Source organism: Enterocloster clostridioformis (assembly GCF_020297485.1).
GTDB lineage: Bacteria > Bacillota > Clostridia > Lachnospirales > Lachnospiraceae > Enterocloster > Enterocloster clostridioformis.
On sequence record NZ_JAIWZC010000001.1, the window covers coordinates 1,775,577 to 1,797,764 of the forward strand.

The following is a 22,188-nucleotide window of genomic DNA, read 5'->3' on the forward strand; positions in this document are numbered from 1 at the left end:
ATAGTTGCTTGTAGTTAGGTATGATAAAATGGCACTGAATATACAGTACCATTTTTACTTCTGTACAATCCCATTCACAAATATCTTTACACTGTTTTTGATAAATTCTTCTCTGCCCACCTCAGTAAGGTTCTGGCCCAAAGACGCATTTAAAAATGTATAACCAAACGTGGAAGAAAAAATAGTCATCGCCAGACTTTCAAAATCATAATGGGGAATTTCCCCCAATTCCTCCTTTTTCCTGAAGTATTCTGTCAGAGAAGAAATAAATGCCTGTGGTACTTTCATAATCATAGAGGCAGTTTCTTCATAAAGCTGCGGCGCTCTTAAGCCAATGGACAGATTTACAAAATCCGGAGTGATTTTATCCATATATGCGTTCATAAACATCTCTAAATCCGGCTCTAACTCCCATTGCACATTTTGAAAAAGCTCCGGCGTAACATGCGCTCTCCATTTTTCCTGAGATACACCATGGAGTACAATATCTTTTTTATTTTGAAATTTACGGAACAGCGTACACTCGTTTACGCCGGCTAAACGTGCAATATCTTTTGTCGTCGTGGCAACATACCCTTTATCACGAATCAGAGACATGGTTGCATCAATGATTTTTTGGCTTGTTTCGTCCATTCTCCCACCTCTTACACGCAAGTGCTTGCTATCACTCTATTCTCCTTTTTGTAAAAAGTCAATAGAAAAGATAATTCCTCCTGCTTTTCTTATGAGGCTTCTTATGAGGTATGCTCCAAAGCTTTTCTTAAATCCGATATATATAAATCCTGCTGCTTTTTCAGATATGCCCCGATAAACGGTTTCATAAACCATTTTTTTGCTGTAACATCCTCCGTGAAATCAATCGTTGTCACGCCGCCTTCGCCGGAGAAAATCCCTGTCCAATGCCCATGCATATTGTCATTCTCCATATCAAATTCCCAGCGCCTGCATTCTTCCCTCACTGTAACGGTAAAGATGGTCTGGTAGCCGGATGTTGTATATTCCACGAATTGCTTATCATCTATAATCTCAACCCTGCTCAGATCGCTGCGCCACGCCGTATCCTCCAGAGAAGTCACAAACTCCCAAACCTTTTGCAGTTCTGCGTGAAAATCTGCCCTTATATTTGAAACTGCCATCTTAATGATTCCTTTCTTTCAGGTATACCCTTTTCCACTGTCCAACTCTTTTCAGGAAGTCCTTCTCCAGAAAATCCGGGTCCAGCTCCCCGGTTGAAAACATCTTCCAGTAACAGCTGAGAAGATAACCGTTAATCTCCTCTAACAACAGCTGCGTATCAATACCCGGCCGGAACAGGTCCATATCTGCCGGCCCCCGTATATCCTCTGTTCCGTGAAAAAACGCTGTCTTATAATTATTCTGAAGTTCTTCCCTGATTTCCTGGTTTTCCTCAAAAATGCCCTCAATATAAACAGGTATATGGTCGGGGTCTCCCTCATAAAGACACAGCCTGCCAGAACCCTCTGGCAGAGAATCTCAAACAAATCCGTGGTCTGCGTATCTCCCTTCCTTACTTTTTCACGGTAAAGCCTGCCTGCATGCTCCCAAAGGTACAGATACAGTTCCTTTTTATTTAAGAAATAATGAAACAGCAGGGATTTGGATACGCCGCCGGCATCCGCAAGCCTGGACATGGACGTATTTTTATAGCTGTTCCTGGAAAACACTTCATATGCCGCATTTCATATGCCGCATTTATGATCTGTTCCTGCCTTTCCTGCGGAAGCGCAAAAAATTTCTTGTTCATCCCGAACCTCCTGATTCCTTTCCCATCCTGGTATTTGCGGAAATCAGACGTCCCCGCCCTTCTGCCTTTACCATGGTTTCCAGTTCCTTCGCCGCATCCTTTCCAATCCACCTCAATGTCCTGCTCTCTCCCTCCATCCACTCATGCGCCAGCAAAAGTGCCTTTTCGTTATAATGAAAACTCTTTTTCCCGATTTCTCTCAAGGCAGTGGAAACCGCCTTTTTTACATGCTCCCGTCCATCATCCGCATACTGCGTAACCAGCTCCAGATAGCCGTCCACCGTTTCATCCGTCAGCTTCCTGTCATGTATCACAGAAGCTGCAATCAGCACAAATGCCGCCCTTTTTTTATATAACTGAGGTTCCTGTATCCACTCCGCAATAAAAATATCCCTGTTTTTCATCTTCAAAAATAAATTTTTACACAGGTGGTCGCATAAATCCCAGGAAACCACATCAAGGAGCAGCCTCTCTGCCTCAGCATCCGTTGTCACCTTCGGGTTCATCAACAAGACCGCCAGCATCCTTGCCTCGTGGTATTTTGTATTCCACAGTTCAGATGCCAGCTCCTGCGATTTCCCGGCTTTCTTTGCAAGGCCCCTTACCACGGACGTTGCCACACCAATACTGTTTTCGGCCGGTATCCCCATCCGAATCATATTTTCCCTGTATTTCTCAGAAGCCTGTGCCCTAAGCTCATTTATCATCTCCTGACAATCCATCGGTATCCTCCTTCCGGTTCCATGCCCTTCTTATCGTACAGGAAGCCAGTATTCATAGACTGCGTCTTCCGGGTCTGCATGGAGATACACCTCAATATCCGGTATATCTGCGTAGGTGTAGCCAGACGTAGGGAGCCATTGGGTAATGACACGCCTTTCCAGTTCCTGAAGAGTACGGTTCGTCCCCTTTCCTTCAAAAACCGCCCATTTGCATGCCGGAATCTGATATTCTTCGTATTCCCCCGGCTTCTGATCGGAACGGACAGCAATCAGATATTTCCAGTCTTCCGTATGATGGATACTGACACCGAGAAGTCCCTCCGGCTTTCCCTCTGCCATGGAGATTAATCTGGCAAGTGTTCCGTCTGCCAGTGCGGCATCCCATACCGTTGGTATTCTTTCAAAATTCTCTGTCAGTTCTTTCGACAGGGGACAGGACAGTCCCAGTATCCGGAACGCTTCTTTTTCCTCTATCCTGAATTGCAGCGGCACCCCTCCGTGGATTGCCATGGAAAAAGAAATGGGCGGATATGCCTGAAAGGATACCGGTTCCGTTTTTACAGCAGAGGGCGTGATTCCATGAAAATTCTTAAAAGCCCTGGTAAATGCGGTGGGAGATTCATAACCATACTTCATGGCAATATCCGTTACTTTCCCATTTCCTTTTTGCAGTTCCACGGCGGACAGAGACAGCCTGCGCCGCCGTATGTATTCCCGCAATGTCATGTCTGTCATATATAAAAACAACTGTTGGAAATAGTAGGAAGGGCAGCCCGCAATCCCGGCTACATCTTCATAATCCAGTTCCCCATCCAGGTTCTCTTCTATAAAATCAATCGCCTGGTTCAACCGTTTTATCCAGTCCATCGTGTTCCCTCCTGCTGTTTTAAGTATAGCCGATTCTCTCACAAAAAACCTCGCATTTGAACGATACGAATTGATAGCCCGAAAGAACTCACTCCCATTTAAAAAATTTCACCGCCGCACCTGCGCACAGAATAGTAACAATCCCCATAACCGCTGCCGGTGCCCAGACAGGTTCCGTATGCATCCCCAGAAAAGCCGCCTTCATAAGCTGTATCCCCTGTGTCAGCGGGAAAAGGGCTACGATTTTCTGCATCATCTCCGGCATCACCTCAAAGGGCAGCGTAGCCCCGGAAAAAATCAGCATGGGAAAGTACAAAAGGCAGGCGATCACACTGGCCATTTTTTCATTTTTCGCAATGCCGCCCACCATCATCCCGATGCTTAAGGTGGAAACCAGGGTAAGGAGCCAGCTCCCAAGGAATGCCGCCGGGCTGCCGGGAAGCCTTACGCCCCAGAATACAGCCGCCATCGGAAAAACCAAAGCCATGGAAACCGCAGCATACAGCACATAGATGGTAAATTCCACCCCCAGCAGCATAACCGGGCTGATGGGCGTCACCCGGAACCGTTTGAGGATTTTCCGTTCCCGGTACCCGGCTACCACCAGAGGCAGCCCCATCAGGCCCCCGGCGCAGATGGAGATGGTGCAGACCGCGCTCATGGACTGCTCCAGGAACGTATACTCCGCCCCCGGAAAAGCGGGCTTTGCCTGGTAAATGAAACCAAGGATGACCAGTACCACAACCGGCATAATGATGGCAAAGATCACCATGTTCATATTCCGGATATTCAGCTTCAGTTCTGTTTTTAAAAGACTGAAAAAAGTTCTCATGCCACAACCTCCTCGTCCGCAAATTTCAAATAGGCATCCTCCAGACGTTCACAGCCGCTCTGGGCCTTCGCCTGCTCCACAGTGCCGTAAAACACGGCCTCCCCTTTTCTCAGGATACAGATTTCATCGCAGAGGGCTTCCACCTCATCCATGAAATGGGAAGTAAGGAAGATGGTCAGCCCTTCGCCCTTTAAATCCTCAAGGATTTTCCACACCGTCCGGCGTGCCCTTGCGTCCAGCCCGGTAGTCAGCTCGTCCAGGAACACAAGCTCCGGGTTCGGTATCAACGCCAGGACAATAAACAGCCGCTGGCGCTCCCCGCCGGAAAGACTTTTCACGGCATGACCTATCTTATCCCCGATTCCGAAACGTTCACACAGCTTCCGCCAGTCTGCCGGCCTCTCATACAGGCAGGCAGTTTCCCCGCAAAGCTCGGATACCTTAATCTCCGGCTGGTAATCCCCTTCCTGAAACTGGACGCCCACTTTCTGAAATACGGCGCGCCGGTCCTTTTTTGCATCCCGCCCCAATACCAGGGCAGTTCCGCCATCCGCCTGTTTCGTTCCCAGGATGCATTCGATGGTGGTACTCTTTCCGGCGCCGTTTGCCCCCAGCAGGCCAAAGACCGTGCCGGCCTTGACCGACAGATTCAGACCTTTCAGCACGGTTCTTCCCCGATAGCTTTTGGTCAGGCCCTTTGTCAGGACAGCCTCTTCTATCTTTTTTATGGTTTCGCTCATCTTATCCTCCTTTTTCCGGTAACGGTATGCACCGTTACGCTTGCTGCTTTTTAATTGCCCGAAGCTCAATATATCCCCTCTCCCCTCTGGGCTCCAACTGGATACGGGGGCTTTCCTCATCCCACTCGTATCCAATTACAGTCGGGTCATAGTGGTCGATGGCATACTGTACGGCAAGAATCGCCTGAGAATAATCCTCCTCCCGGAAAGGCTCTCCCTGGACTGCCAGATACTCGGCGGCAGGCAGGGAAATAACATCAAACCCCTCCGGGATTTCCCCTTCGTAATCCGCCTCTGCCTCCACCCCCTGTACATAGGTGGAAGTGCCAGGCTTTTTATAGGCCTCCGGCAGCCACAGGCAGACCGGCTCCCCGCAGAGGGAATCCATACTTTTTAATATCCCCCAGACCTCGCAGCTCACTTCTTCACAGTACGCAAAATAATCTTCCGCTTTTATCCCCCGTTTGATGATGACTTTTCTCTCCGGTTTCCGGATTACCTGGACAAATACGCTCTGCAGATTCTTCATTTCCATATCCAAAACATCCTCCCTCAGTTCTCTGAATTTTACGCCGTATGGGATAAACAGGGCAATCGGCACCGGGTCCTTCAGATATTCCCCCGGCCTGCAGCCGAATTCCCGGTAAAAGGCACGGGTATACCCGTCCACACTGCCAAACCCGCAGTCAAAGGCCGCCTCCGTTACAAGGCACTGTTCCTCCTTCAGCCGCATGGCGGACCGGGAAAGCCGGAGCCTGCGGATATACTCTGCCGGCGTCACCCCCAAAAACTCCTTAAACAGCCGGTAGGAATGCCAGGGGGAAAACAGGGAGACGGCTGACAGCTGTGCCAGTGTGATATCCGCTTCCAGATGGGCTTCGATATAATCCTGCATCCTCTGGACCGCCGCTGTCTGTTCTTTCAAAATAAACCACCTCCTTCTTGGAGTTACTATTTTATAATGATACCCGCTTTTTGTCTCGACTTTTTTTGCTGTTTTCAGGTTTTCTTAAGGAAATGCTGATTTAATCAGCATTTCCTTAGATAATCAGCCGTAATGGTCTGTCCATATTCCGCCAGCTCCTGCGGGGTTCCGGTAAAGACTACCTCGCCTCCCAGCGTACCCCCGTCCGGCCCCATATCAATCACGTAATCCGCCAGCTTTACCACATCCATGTTATGTTCGATCACCACCACCGTGTTCCCCTGCTCCACAAAGCCGTCCAGAAGCTTCATAATTGTCTTCACATCGGAGGCATGGAGCCCGGTGGTGGGTTCATCCAGCACATAGATGTTCCCCTTCTGCCCCAGGTATTTTGCCAGCTTTACCCGCTGCCGCTCGCCTCCTGACAGAGTGGATAAGGGCTGTCCAAGGGAAAGGTAGGAAAGCCCCACCTCCACCATGGCGTGCAGCGCCCTGCGGATTTTCGGACAGCCGGAAAAGAAGTCTTCGGCCTCCCCTGCGCTCATATCCAGAAGCTCCACAATATTTTTTCCTTTGTATAAATAGGAAAGCGCCTCATCACTGTAGCGACTCCCACCGCAGGCTTCGCAGGTGGTCGTCACCGGGTCCATGAAGACCAGCTCGGTGGTGACAGCCCCCCGTCCCTTGCAGACCGGGCAGGCGCCTTTGCTGTTAAAGGAAAACAGGGCGGCGCTCACGTTGTTTTCTTTCGCCATCTGTTTTCGGATATCATCGAAAAATCCCAGGAAGGTGGCCGGGGTTGAGCGCCCGGTGGCTGTCACCGGGGACTGGTCCACCAGGATGACCTGTTCCGGATACTGCCCGGCAAACACGTCCCGGATCAGGGAGCTTTTCCCGGAACCGGCCACACCGGTCACCGCAGTCAGCACATGCAGGGGGATATCAACGGAAACATGTTTCAGATTGTGCAGGCTGGCATGTTTAACAGGCAGGAATCCTTTGGGTTTCCTTGGCTCCGCCTTAAAGGGTATCTCCATCTTCATGGCCTTCCCGGTTAATGTGCCGGAACCAAGGAGCCCCTGATAGCTGCCCTGATAGAGAACCTCCCCGCCGTTTTTTCCTGCCAGCGGCCCCACATCAATCACTTCATCCGCAATGGAGATCACATCCTTATCATGCTCCACCACCAGGACCGTATTCCCCTTATCCCGGAGGGCACGCAGCAGCCTGGTCATCCGGTGTACATCCCGTGGGTGCATCCCGGTGCTTGGTTCATCGAAAATATAGAGCATGCCCGTGAGGGCACTCCCCATGCAGCGCACCAGCTTCAGGCGCTGTGCCTCTCCGCCGGACAGGGTGGCCGCTTCCCGGTTCAGGGAAAGGTAAGGGAGGCCGATCTCGATCATGCGGGTCAGGGTCATAACCAGGCTTTCGGCCACGGACCTGCCCCTTGGGTCTGTGACCGCCTCCAGAACCTGTCTGAGCCTGGTCAGTTCCATCCCGCACATCTCGCTGATGTCATACCCGGCAATCTTACTGGACAGAGCCGCCCCGTTCAGGCGTTTCCCGTGACAGAGGGGACAGTCGGATTCCCGGACATATTTTGCCAGCCGGCCTGCGGAAGTTTCCCCAAGCTCCGAGCTGTCCCGTTTTAACAGCAGCCGGCTCATCATGTTGTGGATGCCCTCCACCTGCTTTGACACCCGCTTCCCGCCCGGTTCCTCCGAACCATACAGCAGAAGATTCCGTTCCCTTTCGGAATAGTCCTGCCATTTTTTATCCAGGTCAAACAGGCCGCTGTCTGTGTACTGCTTCCAGTACCAGTTCCCCACACGAAACGTGGGCAGTTCCACCATCCCCTCATTCCAGCTTTTATCTTCCCTAATAAGAGGAAGGATGTCCAGCGTCATCACCTTCCCCAAACCGGAGCACTCCGGACACATGCCCCCTGGACTGTTGAAGGAAAAGCAGGAGGGCGTTCCCACATAGGGTTCCCCAATCCGGGAGTAGAGCAGCCGCAGGGCGGAATACATGTCGCTGATGGTCCCCACCGTGGAACGGGCGTTGCCCCCAAGAGGGTTCTGGTCGATGATGACCGAGGGGGAGAGATTTTCAATCCTTTCCGCCTTTGGCTTCTCATACTTCGGGAGCCTGCCCCGGACATAAGCGCTGTAGGTTTCGTTCATCTGGCGCTGGCTCTCCGCCGCAATGGTGTCAAACACGATGCTGGATTTCCCGGATCCGGAGACCCCGGTGAATACAATGAGCTTTTCTTTTGGTATTTTTAAGGAAATATTTTTCAGATTGTTCTGGCATAAGCCTTGAATAACGATATGATTCTGATCTGGCATGATGTTCTCCTTTCTGACCTTTGGCCTGGTCTTAGTAGTATAACAGCATGTCGGAAAATGTACTCGACTTTTTTTGCCCTTTTCAGAACAGACAAACTTCATCCCCACTTCTTTATTTTCGGGTCCTCCGCCAAATCTTTAATAGCGTATAGTAACAATAAGAACCTCTGGATTTTTCCAAAGGTTCCCATTGCATTATGATACCAATATTTTTTTGTTAATTGAAATCAGCTCGGATAACTCGTCCAATTCAATAAATGTTACTTTCTTTCCAGACAACCTTGCCAAGTGTCTCAAAGTTCCTTTAAATCCTGCATCAATATATTGCGGAACGACTACTGCTATTATTTGACAACGAGCATCTATCATTCCCTGCTCCACAAACTGGCGAATTATCTCCTGCCCTTCTCCTGATGTTGATAATAGTGGTTTTCTTATTTTTTCATCATCATTAACAGATTTTCTAGGTCGGTTTTCACTATTCTTTTTTATGATACCCTTTAAATCATAAGCTTTATTTCCAATTTTCACTTCCGCAGCAACATCCCCATACTCCATGCCTTTATGAGGTTGTGGACGATAGCCTGGTAAAATGGTATAAAAAACTTTAGGTAAACATGCCATTCCATCATTTTCAGTACATTTTTCAATTTTTGCATATGAACAGGTTCCAGAACCACATTTCTCATTCATATTTACCGCATAAGCTTTCACTCTATGCGTAAGGGCCACTGAATCATGTTTAAAGCATTCTATTGTTGCAAATGGAATTTCAACTTCTGTTTGCAAATTCTCTGTTCCATTAACAATATATCCCATATCGCCTACAATGCAGATATTATATTCTAAAGAATAGTCTTTAAATATTTTCTGAATATTTTTATTGATCATACTTACCAATATAGATTTTGGAACATACCAATTTACAATCTCACAAGTATCATGACCATCCGCACATTTAATTTTTAATGGTGCCCCACACTCACATTCTTTTATTATCCCCCTTCCCATCTTCAACTCTGCTCCACATTCAGTGCAATATGGAGTCTCATAAGAATCACAAGTTTTGCAATATATTCTCGGAAACTTGATAAACCATTTACTATTATCCAATACCGATAATTTATCTACCGGAATCTGGAACTCATACTCGTCTCTATCAAGAGAAGCTATAATTTGTGTCAAATACCAATTCAGTTGCGTAATTTCAATTCCGCTTGCCCCTGTCCATTTTATTTCCTGTCCTACTTCTTTAAAAATTTCTTCAGCTGGCTTCCCTTTTAATTTATCAATTTCCTCCAAAATAATTTTAATCGAATTTTCAGACCACTCAAACAGGACAGAAGCTGGCAAATGTTTATAAATTCCAATACTGCCGTTTCTAACATTATATTTAATCGTAGCATCAATATTCTCGGTAATTGCCGAGATAAAACTCCCAGATGTATCAATTCTCTCAGAACGAATTCTGCTAATCTCTTCTTCCTGAACAGGCGTAATTCCCCCAGCTCTTGACACAATCGTTTTCTCTCCACCTTTTCCCTGCAACACAATTCTGCTTATGGCCTTAGAATTTGTGCATTTGTCAATTGCTGATTTTGGGGGCTTTATTTGTGTTACCGGGTTTTCAAATAAATCAGCAATGTATTTTGTCATAAAAGCCGTCCTCTATGTTGTTCCCATACACTGGCATTTTGCCCATCCTCATTAATGTAAGCATATTCTTTGCTATAAACATATAAAACTTCTGTACGGTTCTCATATTCTTTTACAGATAAAATTTTTAATTTTCTATATCCAGAAACAGAAAGATATTCCTCCTCCACATTTTCCAGGGAATTAACAATACCATAATCTGAATCTTTCAACGATGATTGAAATGTCCATAACGTAAACGTTACTCGGTCACCATAAATATAATCATTTACATATTGCTCTATTTCCTCATCCGAAAGGATCCCATAAGATAATATCTTATCTATTATTGTATTCTTTTCCTTCCCATTAACTTCTTTTTCTTCTATTCCCTTTTTTACTGCAATATCATGTAAGGCATACCAAGGCAAAGTTTGTAGTTTTTTGTTTTTTACTGATGTATCCAAATACTCTCCCCCTTTAATTGCAAGCTTCCTTAAATCTCTGTGCAACATGCTCCGGCAAATACTTAACCAGTTCTTCCACCAACTCATACACCTTCGTTCCCGGCGCAATTTCTGCTGGTGTCTTACTTTTACCATCATTTATGATACGTCTGGCATATCGAATTGCCAGCTTTGGATTCCCTTTTTCCGTCAAAATATCAAAAATATCTTTCATATTTTTCTGATATTTTCCAATCCCCAATTCCCTGAATTTATCATTCAGGAATGCTATGTATTCCCTCCTGTGATTATTCGCTGTATAATATGCAAAATGCAAAAGAAACCAGAACTCAATACATTCATTACTCCATGCTGTATGATATTGAAGTTGAGAATTTTCTTTATTTAAGTTCTCTGCCCGATTGACAACACCATTAAAATCATCTGCCGGAAAGCTGTCTTTATCATAAACGCACCAAATCTGGCCCTTTTGGATTTTGTTCTTCTTTACATATCTTTCCGCCATTCCGATTACTCGCATCGTTTCTGCCTGACAGGGTTCTATTTCAATTAGAACCATATCCTTGTAAATCGGATTATCTTCAATCAGCTTTTTGAATCCCACAAAGTACAGAGGCTCTGTCTGCTGCCCCTCGCAGAAGATATAATATCTGTACCGCTTCATTTCCAGGTACTCCTGACGGCGCTTCTTTTTCCACTTCTCCATTCCAGCTTTTTTAGGCATTGACCTTCTCCCAATCTATAATTCTTTTGAGATACGGATCAGCGCCATATTTTCCTTCCAGATATTGCTTATCGAATTTGGCATCCTTACGAACAGATTCGCCTTTTTCGTTCTTAAATTCCACCAATGAATACAATTTAGAGTTTTGAGCATTACCTTTTGCCACGAACCAGATTTCATCCCTTCGAAACACTTCATTGCTCATTGTAGACAAATCATGGGATGTGAAGATTAATTGTGCTTTCTTTTTATTAATACTCATATCATTAAACATCATAATAATATGGCGCAGCAAAACGGGATGTATCTTTGCATCCAGTTCATCAATAACCAAAACGGTTCCTGTAAGTAAACATCCGGCAATAAATGGCATTAAGCCAAATAATTTCTTTGTCCCGCTGGATTCTTCCAGTAAGTTTAACTCCGTCTCATAGCCATCCACCAAATGCTTTGTATACACATCGATTCTGTCATTTTCATCTTCAACTACACGAAAATCCACGATATCCAGATCCATTTCCTGTATCATGTCAAGCATGAGCTGCTTCACATCCTCTGAATTTGACACTGCCATACGAAGTTCTTCAATCGGATTACCATAGTTTAAAAAATCAATTCCATATTCAAACCAATCCAGAACATCCTTTACTACCTCATTTTTTTTATAAGTGATCCCAAGATAAGACAGCAACGGTAATGTTGCGGACAAGTCCTCACTGGCTTTCAGTTTGGAAAATACACCTTTTAAAGAAATTTCTTCCGTATCCCGTTCGAACAGCGCTGAACGTCGCCCCGTGTCCAATCTTACACGGTCCAGACTTTCATAATTTACAACATCCTTCATTATATGGAGTTTATATCGATACTCCGCGATTTCTGTACGGAAAAAAATTTCAAACTCTGTTGGCTGGCTTTTCGTTTCTTTTGAGAACGCAAAAGGTTCGATGAGCAGCCTTTTCTGAAGAAATATACGTTCCTCCTTATCACCAGTTGCATATAATGGACGAAGTACTTTTGAAGCCAACGCATGCATTGCCTCCAATACGTTTGACTTTCCACCTCCATTTGGCCCATATATTGCAGAAATCGGCAAAAACAATTCTCCATCTTTATCACGAATTATATTATTTTCATGTTCAGAAATAGCAGCTGCCTGCATATCAAAAGTCATTTCATCTCGAATGCTTTTATAATTTTTCACTGTAAATTGGCACAGCATCTCTTTTTCCCTCCAGTTTATATGTCTTTCAATATCTATTATACTCATTTTTTCAATTTTGTAAACAATATATGAGATATTTTCTCATATTTATCAACGAAATTATTAAGCAAAAACAGGACATCCAACACATATCCTATGTCGAATGTCCCTCATTTAAGGACTTTCCATTTTCTGTTACATCCCTTCTCCATGCTGTTTTTAACAGCATTTATTCCCCTTCTGTTCCTGCCACCCTCCCATGGCCCACCAGAAACTCAGCGCTCAACATTTCCACCACCAGCCGGTATATCCCCGGTTCCAGCGTGCCGTACAAGTCAAGGTTATAGGTCTCACTGGCGCTCTCCCCATCCGGAAGGATATGGGCGATATCCTGGAATCCCACGTTATCCGCCCTTACCGGTATCGTATACCACTGGCCGTCTATCTGCTTCTGGAGGGAAAAGTATTCCCCGTAGGAAAATTCCTCCCCGCTGTTATTGGCAATCCGTACCGTAATCTCGCTTGTCCCGATGTCCTCCACCGTCATAGTCAGACCCTCCGGGCTTTCTGCTGTCTGCTCATCCGCTTTCAGCAAGAAGATAGTATGGTATGCAGATAAGCGCCCCGCATTGGGAAAATTCAGGACATTCCAGATATCCTCATCCTTGCCTTCCATCTGTTCCCATAAAACAGACAAATCCGTATCCCCATAATAAACCGCCCCGTCATTCTTAAGCCAGACACCGCCGGAGGGCGACACGGAAATATCAAAGCCATCCTGACCGCTGATCCAGAACCCGTAAAAAGGAGGCTCCATCTGGGAGAGGGCATCTTCCTCTGCCGTCTGGAGGGGAATCCCATTGATTTTTTTAATCACTTCCTTCTCCGTACCACTGTCATACAGCGTCCTGACCATAACCGTTTCCCCATCAAAATAATACATCTGGAAAGCGCTTGTATCCGGGCTTGCCCCGGCAAGGATGTTTCCGCCTCTGCCATCCTCTCCGCCGTTTCGTATCCCATACAGAACCGCTGCCAGAATAAGCAGAGAAATCACCACAACCGGTATATATTTTTTCTTCCAGGATTTTTTGTATGTATTCACTGATCGTTTCCTTTCTGGTAGTTTCCTTTATTATCGCTCTATTGACCGAATCTGGGAAGCCCTGAAATGAACAACACTACCCCGCTTTTCCTTCCAGCCCTTCTACGATCCCCTCCACCAGCCCCTGGGCCAGCTTTCCCTGGTATTCCCCTGACATCAGTTGATTCCTCTCATTGTAATTGGAAAGGTATCCTGCTTCCACCAATACGGCAGGAACCGTTGCGGGTACAGCTTCCCGAACGGAATCTGCCTTTAGAGCAGTATCCTTATTATTTTTGCGAAAAAAATCCCGGAGATACAGACAGCCGCAGACCATCAGCAGAAGCATGACTGCCAGGACAGCCGCCACGATTCCCCGGACTGTATAGGCTATGATCCTCCGCCTTAGTCTGGCAATCCTCTTTTCTCTCTTTCTCCGGCTCTCTGCCCTCCAGACCGGTTGTCTTCTCCTTTGTTCCATGTCCGCTCCTGCATCTGTCTCTTTGGGGATTTACAAAAAACAGCCAACCAAGCATGTCAAAGCCTCTGGTTCACTGGCTCCTGACATGCTCACCTGGCATAATTATGGTATGATTTCATATATTCAGCAGCGGAAAGGCACTGCCTACTGCTGCGCCGCCGGAACATAATGGAATTTGGTTCCTTCGGCTTCTACCCACATATTCGTTGGCTCATCCTCATCGCACTGAATATTTCTATCCAAAAACAGCACCCTCCCGTCTGTCAGAACTGCCATCGGATATGAACCTTCTGTGCTGAAAGGCAGTTTACCTGCGGGAACCTTCCATCTGCTATTGGCGCTCCCCAGGTCATATCCAAGGATTCCCTCTACACCGAAAATCACAAGGTCACAGTCCCTCCCCGGGCATACATTTGAGTAGAAACTGCCATCACTGCGGAGCATAAAAGAAGTGGCATCCCCTATATGGCCGTCTCGTCCGTCCAGTTCAACGATCACGGAAGTGCCATCATCCGCAACATTGTCGCGAAGCACGGCGTATACCTTTCCATCCCTGCCCCTCCCCATAGCGGTACGGAGACCATAAACCTTGTAATCATAACTGATTTTATTCAGGAAATTTCCTTCCGCATCAAAAGCCAGCACTGCTGTTCCATCGTTTTGGGTTGACAGGTAAATATCCCCGTTCCCTGCCACTGCGATCATACAGGGTGAAAAAACTTCCTGTTTTACATATTCGGAAATGTCCAGTTTTGCCGCCACCTCACCGGACGGGCTGACCCTCCATACTTCACAGTGTTCTGTAGGGCAGACAACCTCATCATCCCTCATCACTGCCTCAATATCCCTATCCTCCGCCACCACATACAAATTCCCCTGTTCATCCGTGGTCATGACGGAAAAAGTCATCCCATCCGGTGCCGTCACCTGCAGAGCCTCCCCATCAGCCTCCCCTGGCTTCATCTTCAGGATTCCGGAGCCCCCGTCCTGATCCTTGCTCAATAAATAAATGGCATCCGAAGACGCCGTAAGCCAGTCTACAGGCACATTCCCCTTATAATCTATGGTCTGCGCCTCTGTGGATAACGGCGGCAGTACGGAACTCTGGCCGCTTTCCTGCGGAGTAATGCCAGAATCCCCACTGGAACCGGAATCCGCGGAATCCTCTGGCAAGTCCGTCTGCTGTACATCCGCCGCCATAACATCTGCATTCGATTCCGTGCTGCCGCAACCAGTAAGACTCACGGCTCCTGCCAATAGCAACATACCCCAAAGCCTGTATTTTCCTGTTCTCATATTTTCTCTTTTCCTCCATGTATACAGGCTGATTCCATTTCGCTCTTACAGGGCATCATGAGTTGTTCAACCCTGATGCCCTGTACCTGCCCACTTTCAGGCAGTATCAACCCTGCTTTTTACCAGTATAAATGTACTTATGGAAGCAATCCATCTCCCCGTTCCTGCCGGAGTTTGGCGCCTTCCTCAATTGCCTCTATTATCCATTTACGAACCTCCGGATTCTGTTCAAGGGCAAAGTCTCTTTTGGAATTAAAGTCCAGGATCTGCAGAATCTCTTCGTCTGTCAGTGCCCTTTCTGGCAGATAGAAGCAGCTGGTGTCTCTGGCATAAACCAGCTTATCAGAATCCACAACCTGCCCTGCATTATCCACCAGGGTCAGCGTACCTTCCGGGAATCTGCCGTTCTCATATTCCTTCCTCAGCGCTTCCTTCCGGTTCTCTTCCTCCTTTGTGTATTCCCTGTTGAACTGGTCGGCATGGAGGCTGCGCTGCTCATACTGGACCATGTTATAAATATCCTGTACCTCTTCTTCGGGAACCTCCTGCATCCTTGCCATTACTTTGTCGCTGGTAATCGCACTCCCGAGTCCCAGATATCCTGCATAGGCCGGAATGGACACTGTCCCGATTACCAGCAGGCAGGCCGCCGCCGATACCATATTCCTCTTAAAGCTGTTCCGTCTGTAGGTTCCGTCTGCTATCTGTGTTCTTACATTCATGATAATTTCCTCCTCAAAATTTTCTTTCATGTGTACCTGATTCATCGCATGTCTCAACTGACTGCCGTTCACCGTGCTCATCTGCAATATTCCTCCTTCCAGATCGTCCGAAACTGCTCCCTTCCCCGCTGCAGCCTTTTTTTGACCGCATGCTCCGTAATCCCCAGGATACCGGCAATCTCTTTTACCTGATACCCTTCTACATAATGGAGAATCATCACGGCCCTCTGCTTTGGGGGCATGTGGAGAAGCTCCCGGATGGCTTCCCGGTCTTCCTGCTGGGATACCAGCGTACCGGCAAGTTCTTCGATGGGCACCCTGGGGTGCCGGAACCGGAATCTCTGTATATCCCGGCAGTGATTGGTGGCCACTTTAATCAGCCATGCCTTCTCGTGTTCTGTGTCTGCAAATTTCGGTTTTTTCTCCAGGTATTTGCAGAAGGTATCCTGAACGGCATCCTGGGTGTCCTCCTCACTGCCAAGTATCACAATGCAGATCCGGTACAGCATCCTGCTGTATTGTTTTACTGCCGCTTCCAGGTCCATATCTTTCCATCTCCTTTCCTGCTTTGCATCCATCTGTCACAATACCCCGGACCTGGAAAAATTCCCGTTACCGTTCGCAAGTCGGGGAAAACTGGATGACAACAGACGTCAAACCCGCCGGGTATTCTTCGGTTGGATGCTGTTATACTTATGACACGCACTGGAGATGCGAAAGGTGACCTTTTCAGAATATTTTTTCAGACATACCCGTTTTTTGTGAAAGAAATGGAGGCTTCCTGAATGTTTATAGAAAGAAAACCGCCCTCTCCTGATAAGGTATCATCCTTCCAAAAGAGGACAGAAATAATTTACTCCACTTTTACAATACAGATCTCGGTTGCTTTCAGACCGCTGCCTGAAGAACTCCCCCATACCTGGATGTGCTGTCCGGCTGCCAGGTCTGCCGCTGTCGCTTCTGACATTTCAAATCTGGCCCCTCCATCATAAATTGTCTGTATGCCAAACAGCGTGTTTTCATCATATGTAACGGTAACCTTGTTAAACTCCGAATCATCCCCGCTTCCAGGCCCTACCATGATGTCCCCTCCGTTATCTGCTTTTTCTATAATAGATTCAACCACGGTCAACTGCCCGTCTTTCAGGTCTTTGGCACTTCCCTCCAGATTCGGCGTGCTGTCATCCCACTGTGCCGATGTGCCGGATGTACTTTTCGCCTCCGGCTGTGCTTCCGGCTGTTCTTTCTGTGTACTGTCTGTTCCCCGATTACTATTTTCCCCGGATTCCGGCACCGTTTCTGCCCCCGGACTTTCCTGCTTGTCTTCGCCTCCTGTGCCCTCTGTTTCTGCGGACGGTTCCGGAGTAGAATCCTCTTCTTTTGTATCATCCTCCGGGATCGGTTCTCCCTGAACCACCTGCGGTTCCGCTGCATCCTGCGGTTCCTCCGTCTTTCCACAGGCGCACACGGCAAGGCTCAACATGCACAATACTCCTGTCAATAAGACCATTTTCCTTGTTTTCTTTTTCATGTTGTTCTCCTCTCTAATAAAATATAAATCCACAGTTTATCCAGTATTTCTGCGAATTTTTTATCCATTCTATCAGAGTAGTCTCTAAAAAACCTCTAAATCATCTTAAGAAAAAATGAACTTGTTTCTTGTTTTTTCATAGACCGATTTTGAGAAGGGTTTTGCTTTCAGGTCTTCCCGAAATCGGTCAATGGCGGTAAAATAACCAGAAAGGACAAATCCAAAAACTATGACTAAGGAGGGGAATGTATCCAGTTTACACGCATTGATAAATTTGATGTGTACTGGTATCTTTTTGTATGATTGGTGTTTATTTAAGCGGAACCGGAAACACGGAACATTGTGTCCGAAAACTTGTCCGTTTACTGGATGAATCCGCACAGACTGTTCCTATGGAGAAGAAAGAAGCGGTACATTTATTATCACAGCATGATTTTATCATTTTCGCATATCCTGTTCAGTTTTCAAACGTTCCCGTCATGGTAAAAGATTTTATCAAAAGCCATCCGGATCTTTGGAAGGGTAAAAAAATACTTTGCGTTGCTACTATGGGATTGTTCAGCGGAGACGGCGCAGGCTGCTCGGCACGGCTGCTCAAAAAGTATGGTGCAGAAATCGTTGGCGGTTTCCATATTCGTATGCCTGATTCTGTCTGTGATGTAAAGCTGCTGAAAAAATCCTTTCAGGAGAACTGGGAAATCATCCGGAAAGCAGACAGAAAGATTGAGAAATGTGCAGAGGAAATCAGGAAAGGCAGGTATCCCAAAAACGGCCTGCATCTTTATAACCAAATCGCCGGATTACTCTGCCAGCGTTTATGGTACTATGGCAAAACCAAAAGTTACTCGGATCGATTGAAAATCAGTAATGCCTGTACAGGCTGCGGGCTTTGTGCCCGGCTCTGCCCGGCCGACAACCTTACTCTGAAAAATGGAAAAGCGTCCGCCGGAAAACACTGTACCATGTGTTACCGGTGCATCAGTTCCTGTCCGGCAAGGGCAATTACATTACTGGGGCACACAGTCATTGAGCAGTGCCGCTATGATAAATATATCCAAAACTGAAAAAAGCGAGATCCTTTAAAATGAAATGAAACATAAAGCGAAGGGAGCAACAAACCAATGAAAATCGAAACATGCGAAAAAGAGTCCTTTGTTGTAATCGGAAAAGAAGGGGCGACAACGGACGGAGCCGGCTTTATTCAGAAGTTATGGGATAAAGCAAATTCCCATTTTGGAAAAGTAGCGCATCTGGCAAAGAAAGATGAAGATGGAAACATCAGCGGAATATGGGGTGCAATGTCTGACTTTTCCCGTTCCTTCCAGCCCTGGGAAGGCTTTCAGAAAGGACTTTACCTTGCAGGGGTGGAGTGTAATGAGGATGCTAAAGCTCCGGATGGCTGGACAAAATGGGTGATACCCGGCTATGAGTATATTTATGTGGAACGTGAAAATGATAGTACCTTTTCAGAAGTAATCCAATATCTGCAGGAACATAGTATTGCTCTGGTGGGCGCCGTCCATGATTTTACCTGTCCAAAGACCGGGAAAGGGTACATGTTTTTTCCCATAAGGAAGCTGTAAAAAAGAGACTTTATGGAGGTGGAAAACAGAATGAAATCTATCTGCGGAATTGATTGTACGAACTGTGAATTAAGCAGCACTTGTAACGGGTGTGCAGCAACAGAAGGGCAGCCTTTTGGAGCAGAATGCCTTGTCGCACAGTGCTGTAAAAAAGGCAAAACAGCGTTAAGCGAATTGAAAGAAAAGCTGATTGCGGCGTTTAATGCGCTGCAGATTCCGGATATGGAAGAAGTAACAGAGCTGAATGCGCTGAAAGGTTCCTTTGCCAACATTGAATATACCCTTCCAAACGGCCAGATCGTAAAGTTTTGGGATGATAACAAGATTTATTTCGGGAATCAGCTGCATAAAAAAGACAGTGACAGATGTTATGGGATTATTGCTGATGAAAAATATCTCATGGTGTCTGAGTACAGCGGCTATGGAACTGATGCGGAAATAATTGTATTGATGCTCTGGAATTAAGCAGCAAAAAAGCGAGGGGGCAAAGATGGCAAACGAAGATAAAAAAGATTTTAACGCAATGCTTCATGACAGCAAGGATATGCCAAAATTCCAAATTATTACAGACGTAAAGAGCATCGAAAAATATGGCGGAGACAGAATGTATTTCGCTCCACCTATTGATTATGACAAAGTAATGCGGCTTGTGCCTTTTGGAAAATTACTTACAATAGGAACAATAAGAGATTACTTCGCAAAGAAAAATGGAGCGGATTTCACAGAACCAATTACTGCAGGGATATTTGTATCGATCGTGGCATGGGCGAGTTATCAAAGAACAGATAATCAAACACCTTATTGGAGAACTCTTAAAGCGAATGGCGAACTAAATCCCAAATATCCGGGTGGAATGGAAGCTCAAAAAGAAATGCTTGAAAAAGAGGGGCATACCATAGTTCAAAAGGGTAGGACAAATATAAAGTATTATGTTAAAAATTACGAACAGGCATTATTTATATTGTAACAAATTTCCGATTCGTTACCTAATAGGAAAGAGGTCTAGACTTTGGATGCACATAAAAGTATGAAGATTATTACCCAGAGACCATTTCGTTTATTAGCAGATTGCGAAAAAATATATCAGTTTTTGCTTGAAATTTATGAGAGAGACTGGAGAAACGGCGTACCAGCTCCTTTCTTTGAGAGAGTATGAAAAAAAGTCTGTAAATTGAGATCTTCTATGATAAGTTAATGAGAAAGGTAGGTGGATGTCGTGACCACCTACCTTTACTATACGGATGCTTTTGGATTCTGTCAAGATGTATTGGAAAATCCCATCAAATTATGGTACACTTCTTACAGGAAAACATCAGGAGGTGTGCCATGAAGCTAAAAACAGACGATCCCTTTGTACCTGAAGATATCAGGGCAAAGATCAATGGACTGCAGTCCCTGCTGGATCATGCAGCCGACTTATACAGTGATATCTATAGCTGGTATGACAGTGAACTGAAATCCTATGACCCGAAAGCCACCGCAGACGATGAACTGTTTGACCCTGGCACAGGGACTGTTGTGGAGGGGATCGATTACCTGTCTATCATGGAATCCCTGTCAGAGCTGCAGACAGCCAACGAATGTAAAATGCAGAGGGATTAACCTTGTGTCCCATCGGCCTGGCCTCTGGCGATGTCTTCCCGTATCAGGGCCTTGATGGCCCCTTGGACGGAAGTGTCCCTGCCATATTTGTGCTGTCTGACCCAGGCCAGGATATCTGCATCTGTCTTCATATTCAGTTTTAACTTCACCTGTACAGTATTATAGCTGTCGTACCTGTCCTGAGCATCGTATTTTGAAAATCCATACATGGAAAGCTCCTTTCCGGATAGGTGTACACCTATGCCTGTGCGCTCTTATTCCGGCAGTCTGCCTTCGTACATAATGGACAGTTCCCCATAGACCTGCCCCCAGTTGCGGATGGGCATGGTCCACTTCTTCGTCGCCTCGAACGTGGCCAGGTACAGAGCCTTTAAGAGCGCCGTGCTGCCCGGGAACACGCTCCGCTGGCGGTTGAGCTTCCGGTAGGTAGAGTTGAGGCTCTCGATCGCGTTGGTAGTATAGATCACCTTCCTGACCTCCATGGAAAACTTGAAGATGGGGGATACCACATCCCAGTTGTCATGCCAGCGTTTCATTGAGTTGGGGTACTTTGGCGTCCACTTTTCCGTCACCTTCTCCAGCGCCTCCAGCGCCTTTTCCTCGTTTGCGGCATGGTAGATGGTTTTCAGGTCCGTGGCAAATGCTTTCCGGTCCTTGTCGGAGACGTATTTCAGCGTGTTCCGTACCATATGTACGATGCAGCGCTGCTGCTCCGTCTTCGGGAATGCCGCCGTTATGGCTTCCTTAATGCCCGTGAGCCCGTCCGAGCAGAGAATGAGGATATCCTTCACACCGCGGTTCTTCAACTCGTTCAGAACGCAGAGCCAGTACTTGGAGCTTTCATTCTCCCCGATCTGTATGCTCAGGACTTCCTTTTTACCTTCCAGCGTAAGGCCGAGGATGACATAGGCGGCAAGCTTGCGGATTACCCCGTCCTCCCGCACGGAATAATGGATTGCGTCGATGTAGACCACGGGATAGACTTCCTCCAGCGGGCGGTTCTGCCAGTCTTCAATCTGCGGCAGTATCTTGTCCGTCACGTCCGAGATGAACCCTTCCGAAGCCTCAAAACCATAAATGTCCATCAAGGTATCCGAGATTTGGCGGGTTGTCATGCCTTTTGCATACATGGATATGATCTTCTGGTCAATGCCGGAAATGTCCTTCTGGCGCTTTCTTACCACCTGGGGTTCAAACGTGGACTTCCTGTCCTGGGGCACCTGGATGTCCATGCTCCCGAAGCTGCTGTTGATCCGCTTGGGCTTGTAGCCATTGCGGTAATCATCCGAATCCGACCGTTCTGACCTCCCATAGCCGAGATGCTCATCCATCTCCGCTTCCATCATCTCCTTCAGGGTGCTCCCCAGCAGGTCTTTGAGGGCTTCCTGGATATCCTCCGCAGTCTGGATGTCATACTCTTCCAGGAGCTGATGGACGATGTTCCTTTTCCCCTCCGTCATGACTACTTTGTGTACGGGCTGTTTTTCTCTTCTTGCCATAATAATAGGCCTCCTTATGATAATAGATTTTATCATAGAAGACCTAATGCTTAATAGCTATTTACAGAAAAACTTTCATACTCTCTTCTTTGAATACGCATACACATCATTTTCTTACTGGATGGATATCTGGTAAGTAGGTAAGCCCCTTACAGGGCTTA

The 22,188-nt window shown here is 46.6% G+C and carries 27 protein-coding genes; 5 read left to right on the forward strand and 22 right to left on the reverse strand.

The genetic code is table 11. The annotated features are described in order from the left end of the window. Window positions 1-54 precede the first annotated feature (54 nt). The 20 genes from LA360_RS08840 to LA360_RS08935 all read right to left on the reverse strand — a co-directional run bounded on the left by LA360_RS08840 (window position 55) and on the right by LA360_RS08935 (window position 17,343). Window positions 55-633 carry a TetR/AcrR family transcriptional regulator gene (locus LA360_RS08840; RefSeq protein WP_057572631.1) on the reverse strand — a complete coding sequence of 193 codons (579 nt, stop codon included), beginning with the start codon at window positions 631-633 and terminating at the stop codon, window positions 55-57. Window positions 634-734: 101 nt separating this feature from the next. Then, window positions 735-1,136 (reverse strand): SRPBCC family protein, encoded by a 402-nt coding sequence (locus tag LA360_RS08845; protein ID WP_089775161.1) that lies wholly within the window; start codon window positions 1,134-1,136, stop codon window positions 735-737. A gap of 1 nt (window position 1,137) precedes the next feature. Continuing rightward, entirely contained in the window at window positions 1,138-1,284 is a 147-nt protein-coding gene (locus LA360_RS08850) for a hypothetical protein (protein ID WP_225537474.1), read from the reverse strand. Then, entirely contained in the window at window positions 1,278-1,652 is a 375-nt protein-coding gene (locus LA360_RS08855) for a TetR/AcrR family transcriptional regulator (protein WP_243271722.1), read from the reverse strand. The genes LA360_RS08850 and LA360_RS08855 overlap by 7 nt, the downstream gene beginning before the upstream one ends. A 109-nt stretch (window positions 1,653-1,761) precedes the next feature. Then, a complete protein-coding gene (locus tag LA360_RS08860; RefSeq protein WP_057572634.1) occupies window positions 1,762-2,487 on the reverse strand; it encodes a DNA alkylation repair protein in 726 nt (241 codons plus the stop codon). A gap of 30 nt (window positions 2,488-2,517) precedes the next feature. Next, window positions 2,518-3,354, reverse strand: a complete 837-nt coding sequence (locus tag LA360_RS08865) for an AraC family transcriptional regulator (RefSeq protein ID WP_057572635.1) — start codon at window positions 3,352-3,354, stop codon at window positions 2,518-2,520. An 88-nt stretch (window positions 3,355-3,442) separates the two neighbouring features. Then, window positions 3,443-4,186 (reverse strand): ABC transporter permease, encoded by a 744-nt coding sequence (locus LA360_RS08870; protein WP_057572636.1) that lies wholly within the window; start codon window positions 4,184-4,186, stop codon window positions 3,443-3,445. Then, window positions 4,183-4,926 carry an ABC transporter ATP-binding protein gene (locus LA360_RS08875; protein ID WP_207737837.1) on the reverse strand — a complete coding sequence of 248 codons (744 nt, stop codon included), beginning with the start codon at window positions 4,924-4,926 and terminating at the stop codon, window positions 4,183-4,185. Before LA360_RS08875 ends, LA360_RS08870 begins: the two co-directional genes overlap by 4 nt. Before the next feature lie 34 nt (window positions 4,927-4,960). Further along, window positions 4,961-5,851, reverse strand: coding sequence for a helix-turn-helix domain-containing protein (locus LA360_RS08880; protein WP_081031236.1), 891 nt, complete (start codon window positions 5,849-5,851; stop codon window positions 4,961-4,963). Between the two features lie 104 nt (window positions 5,852-5,955). Beyond that, window positions 5,956-8,202: an ATP-binding cassette domain-containing protein gene (locus tag LA360_RS08885; protein WP_089775162.1), complete on the reverse strand. Its 2,247-nt coding sequence runs from the start codon at window positions 8,200-8,202 to the stop codon at window positions 5,956-5,958. 195 nt (window positions 8,203-8,397) lie between these two features. Next, window positions 8,398-9,858 carry a hypothetical protein gene (locus LA360_RS08890; RefSeq protein ID WP_112483021.1) on the reverse strand — a complete coding sequence of 487 codons (1,461 nt, stop codon included), beginning with the start codon at window positions 9,856-9,858 and terminating at the stop codon, window positions 8,398-8,400. Further along, a complete protein-coding gene (locus tag LA360_RS08895; protein ID WP_225537806.1) occupies window positions 9,855-10,352 on the reverse strand; it encodes a hypothetical protein in 498 nt (165 codons plus the stop codon). Before LA360_RS08895 ends, LA360_RS08890 begins: the two co-directional genes overlap by 4 nt. Beyond that, window positions 10,318-11,028: an RloB family protein gene (locus LA360_RS08900; protein ID WP_112483017.1), complete on the reverse strand. Its 711-nt coding sequence runs from the start codon at window positions 11,026-11,028 to the stop codon at window positions 10,318-10,320. Before LA360_RS08900 ends, LA360_RS08895 begins: the two co-directional genes overlap by 35 nt. Next, the gene (locus LA360_RS08905) at window positions 11,021-12,229 is read right to left on the reverse strand and encodes an AAA family ATPase (RefSeq protein WP_225537475.1); all 1,209 of its coding nucleotides are present in this window, start codon (window positions 12,227-12,229) and stop codon (window positions 11,021-11,023) included. Before LA360_RS08905 ends, LA360_RS08900 begins: the two co-directional genes overlap by 8 nt. A 229-nt stretch (window positions 12,230-12,458) precedes the next feature. Then, window positions 12,459-13,334 (reverse strand): immunoglobulin-like domain-containing protein, encoded by an 876-nt coding sequence (locus LA360_RS08910; protein WP_112483013.1) that lies wholly within the window; start codon window positions 13,332-13,334, stop codon window positions 12,459-12,461. Window positions 13,335-13,410: 76 nt separating this feature from the next. Next, window positions 13,411-13,794: an N-acetylmuramoyl-L-alanine amidase gene (locus LA360_RS08915; RefSeq protein WP_112483011.1), complete on the reverse strand. Its 384-nt coding sequence runs from the start codon at window positions 13,792-13,794 to the stop codon at window positions 13,411-13,413. 144 nt (window positions 13,795-13,938) lie between these two features. After that, the gene (locus tag LA360_RS08920) at window positions 13,939-15,090 is read right to left on the reverse strand and encodes an NHL repeat-containing protein (protein WP_112483009.1); all 1,152 of its coding nucleotides are present in this window, start codon (window positions 15,088-15,090) and stop codon (window positions 13,939-13,941) included. A gap of 137 nt (window positions 15,091-15,227) precedes the next feature. After that, a complete protein-coding gene (locus LA360_RS08925; RefSeq protein ID WP_146774982.1) occupies window positions 15,228-15,812 on the reverse strand; it encodes a hypothetical protein in 585 nt (194 codons plus the stop codon). A gap of 77 nt (window positions 15,813-15,889) precedes the next feature. After that, entirely contained in the window at window positions 15,890-16,357 is a 468-nt protein-coding gene (locus tag LA360_RS08930) for an RNA polymerase sigma factor (RefSeq protein WP_160116372.1), read from the reverse strand. Window positions 16,358-16,665: 308 nt separating this feature from the next. Beyond that, window positions 16,666-17,343 carry a hypothetical protein gene (locus tag LA360_RS08935; protein ID WP_225537476.1) on the reverse strand — a complete coding sequence of 226 codons (678 nt, stop codon included), beginning with the start codon at window positions 17,341-17,343 and terminating at the stop codon, window positions 16,666-16,668. A 299-nt stretch (window positions 17,344-17,642) separates the two neighbouring features. Here LA360_RS08935 and LA360_RS08940 point away from each other — a divergent pair, with 299 nt between their 5' ends. The 5 genes from LA360_RS08940 to LA360_RS08960 all read left to right on the forward strand — a co-directional run bounded on the left by LA360_RS08940 (window position 17,643) and on the right by LA360_RS08960 (window position 20,528). Then, complete coding sequence (locus LA360_RS08940) at window positions 17,643-18,407, forward strand: EFR1 family ferrodoxin (RefSeq protein ID WP_112483003.1); 765 nt, start codon at window positions 17,643-17,645, stop codon at window positions 18,405-18,407. Between the two features lie 57 nt (window positions 18,408-18,464). Then, entirely contained in the window at window positions 18,465-18,926 is a 462-nt protein-coding gene (locus tag LA360_RS08945; RefSeq protein WP_112483001.1) for a GyrI-like domain-containing protein, read from the forward strand. Window positions 18,927-18,956: 30 nt separating this feature from the next. After that, window positions 18,957-19,391: a hypothetical protein gene (locus LA360_RS08950; protein WP_057572657.1), complete on the forward strand. Its 435-nt coding sequence runs from the start codon at window positions 18,957-18,959 to the stop codon at window positions 19,389-19,391. Between the two features lie 25 nt (window positions 19,392-19,416). Then, on the forward strand, window positions 19,417-19,893 hold the full coding sequence (locus tag LA360_RS08955; protein WP_057572653.1) for an MGMT family protein: 477 nt from the start codon (window positions 19,417-19,419) through the stop codon (window positions 19,891-19,893). Between the two features lie 359 nt (window positions 19,894-20,252). Next, window positions 20,253-20,528, forward strand: a complete 276-nt coding sequence (locus LA360_RS08960) for a hypothetical protein (protein ID WP_002583244.1) — start codon at window positions 20,253-20,255, stop codon at window positions 20,526-20,528. Here LA360_RS08960 and LA360_RS08965 read toward each other — a convergent pair. Together LA360_RS08965 and LA360_RS08970 are read right to left on the reverse strand one after the other, a co-directional pair. After that, window positions 20,525-20,737 (reverse strand): hypothetical protein, encoded by a 213-nt coding sequence (locus LA360_RS08965; RefSeq protein WP_002583243.1) that lies wholly within the window; start codon window positions 20,735-20,737, stop codon window positions 20,525-20,527. The genes LA360_RS08960 and LA360_RS08965 overlap by 4 nt on opposite strands. A gap of 45 nt (window positions 20,738-20,782) precedes the next feature. Further along, a complete protein-coding gene (locus LA360_RS08970; protein ID WP_173876956.1) occupies window positions 20,783-21,988 on the reverse strand; it encodes an IS256 family transposase in 1,206 nt (401 codons plus the stop codon). Window positions 21,989-22,188: the final 200 nt, after the last annotated feature.

What these genes read in the sequence shown, in the direction of transcription:
- LA360_RS08840 (WP_057572631.1), bottom strand. Translation starts at nt 633, where the DNA reads ATGGACGAAACAAGCCAAAAAATCATTGATGCAACCATGTCTCTGATT.
- LA360_RS08845 (WP_089775161.1), bottom strand. Translation starts at nt 1,136, where the DNA reads ATGGCAGTTTCAAATATAAGGGCAGATTTTCACGCAGAACTGCAAAAG.
- LA360_RS08855 (WP_243271722.1), bottom strand. Translation starts at nt 1,652, where the DNA reads ATGTCCAGGCTTGCGGATGCCGGCGGCGTATCCAAATCCCTGCTGTTT.
- LA360_RS08860 (WP_057572634.1), bottom strand. Translation starts at nt 2,487, where the DNA reads ATGGATTGTCAGGAGATGATAAATGAGCTTAGGGCACAGGCTTCTGAG.
- LA360_RS08865 (WP_057572635.1), bottom strand. Translation starts at nt 3,354, where the DNA reads ATGGACTGGATAAAACGGTTGAACCAGGCGATTGATTTTATAGAAGAG.
- LA360_RS08870 (WP_057572636.1), bottom strand. Translation starts at nt 4,186, where the DNA reads ATGAGAACTTTTTTCAGTCTTTTAAAAACAGAACTGAAGCTGAATATC.
- LA360_RS08875 (WP_207737837.1), bottom strand. Translation starts at nt 4,926, where the DNA reads ATGAGCGAAACCATAAAAAAGATAGAAGAGGCTGTCCTGACAAAGGGC.
- LA360_RS08885 (WP_089775162.1), bottom strand. Translation starts at nt 8,202, where the DNA reads ATGCCAGATCAGAATCATATCGTTATTCAAGGCTTATGCCAGAACAAT.
- LA360_RS08890 (WP_112483021.1), bottom strand. Translation starts at nt 9,858, where the DNA reads ATGACAAAATACATTGCTGATTTATTTGAAAACCCGGTAACACAAATA.
- LA360_RS08895 (WP_225537806.1), bottom strand. Translation starts at nt 10,352, where the DNA reads ATGTTGCACAGAGATTTAAGGAAGCTTGCAATTAAAGGGGGAGAGTAT.
- LA360_RS08900 (WP_112483017.1), bottom strand. Translation starts at nt 11,028, where the DNA reads ATGCCTAAAAAAGCTGGAATGGAGAAGTGGAAAAAGAAGCGCCGTCAG.
- LA360_RS08915 (WP_112483011.1), bottom strand. Translation starts at nt 13,794, where the DNA reads ATGGAACAAAGGAGAAGACAACCGGTCTGGAGGGCAGAGAGCCGGAGA.
- LA360_RS08920 (WP_112483009.1), bottom strand. Translation starts at nt 15,090, where the DNA reads ATGAGAACAGGAAAATACAGGCTTTGGGGTATGTTGCTATTGGCAGGA.
- LA360_RS08925 (WP_146774982.1), bottom strand. Translation starts at nt 15,812, where the DNA reads ATGAATGTAAGAACACAGATAGCAGACGGAACCTACAGACGGAACAGC.
- LA360_RS08930 (WP_160116372.1), bottom strand. Translation starts at nt 16,357, where the DNA reads ATGGACCTGGAAGCGGCAGTAAAACAATACAGCAGGATGCTGTACCGG.
- LA360_RS08935 (WP_225537476.1), bottom strand. Translation starts at nt 17,343, where the DNA reads ATGAAAAAGAAAACAAGGAAAATGGTCTTATTGACAGGAGTATTGTGC.
- LA360_RS08940 (WP_112483003.1), top strand. Translation starts at nt 17,643, where the DNA reads ATGATTGGTGTTTATTTAAGCGGAACCGGAAACACGGAACATTGTGTC.
- LA360_RS08945 (WP_112483001.1), top strand. Translation starts at nt 18,465, where the DNA reads ATGAAAATCGAAACATGCGAAAAAGAGTCCTTTGTTGTAATCGGAAAA.
- LA360_RS08950 (WP_057572657.1), top strand. Translation starts at nt 18,957, where the DNA reads ATGAAATCTATCTGCGGAATTGATTGTACGAACTGTGAATTAAGCAGC.
- LA360_RS08955 (WP_057572653.1), top strand. Translation starts at nt 19,417, where the DNA reads ATGGCAAACGAAGATAAAAAAGATTTTAACGCAATGCTTCATGACAGC.
- LA360_RS08960 (WP_002583244.1), top strand. Translation starts at nt 20,253, where the DNA reads ATGAAGCTAAAAACAGACGATCCCTTTGTACCTGAAGATATCAGGGCA.
- LA360_RS08965 (WP_002583243.1), bottom strand. Translation starts at nt 20,737, where the DNA reads ATGTATGGATTTTCAAAATACGATGCTCAGGACAGGTACGACAGCTAT.
- LA360_RS08970 (WP_173876956.1), bottom strand. Translation starts at nt 21,988, where the DNA reads ATGACGGAGGGGAAAAGGAACATCGTCCATCAGCTCCTGGAAGAGTAT.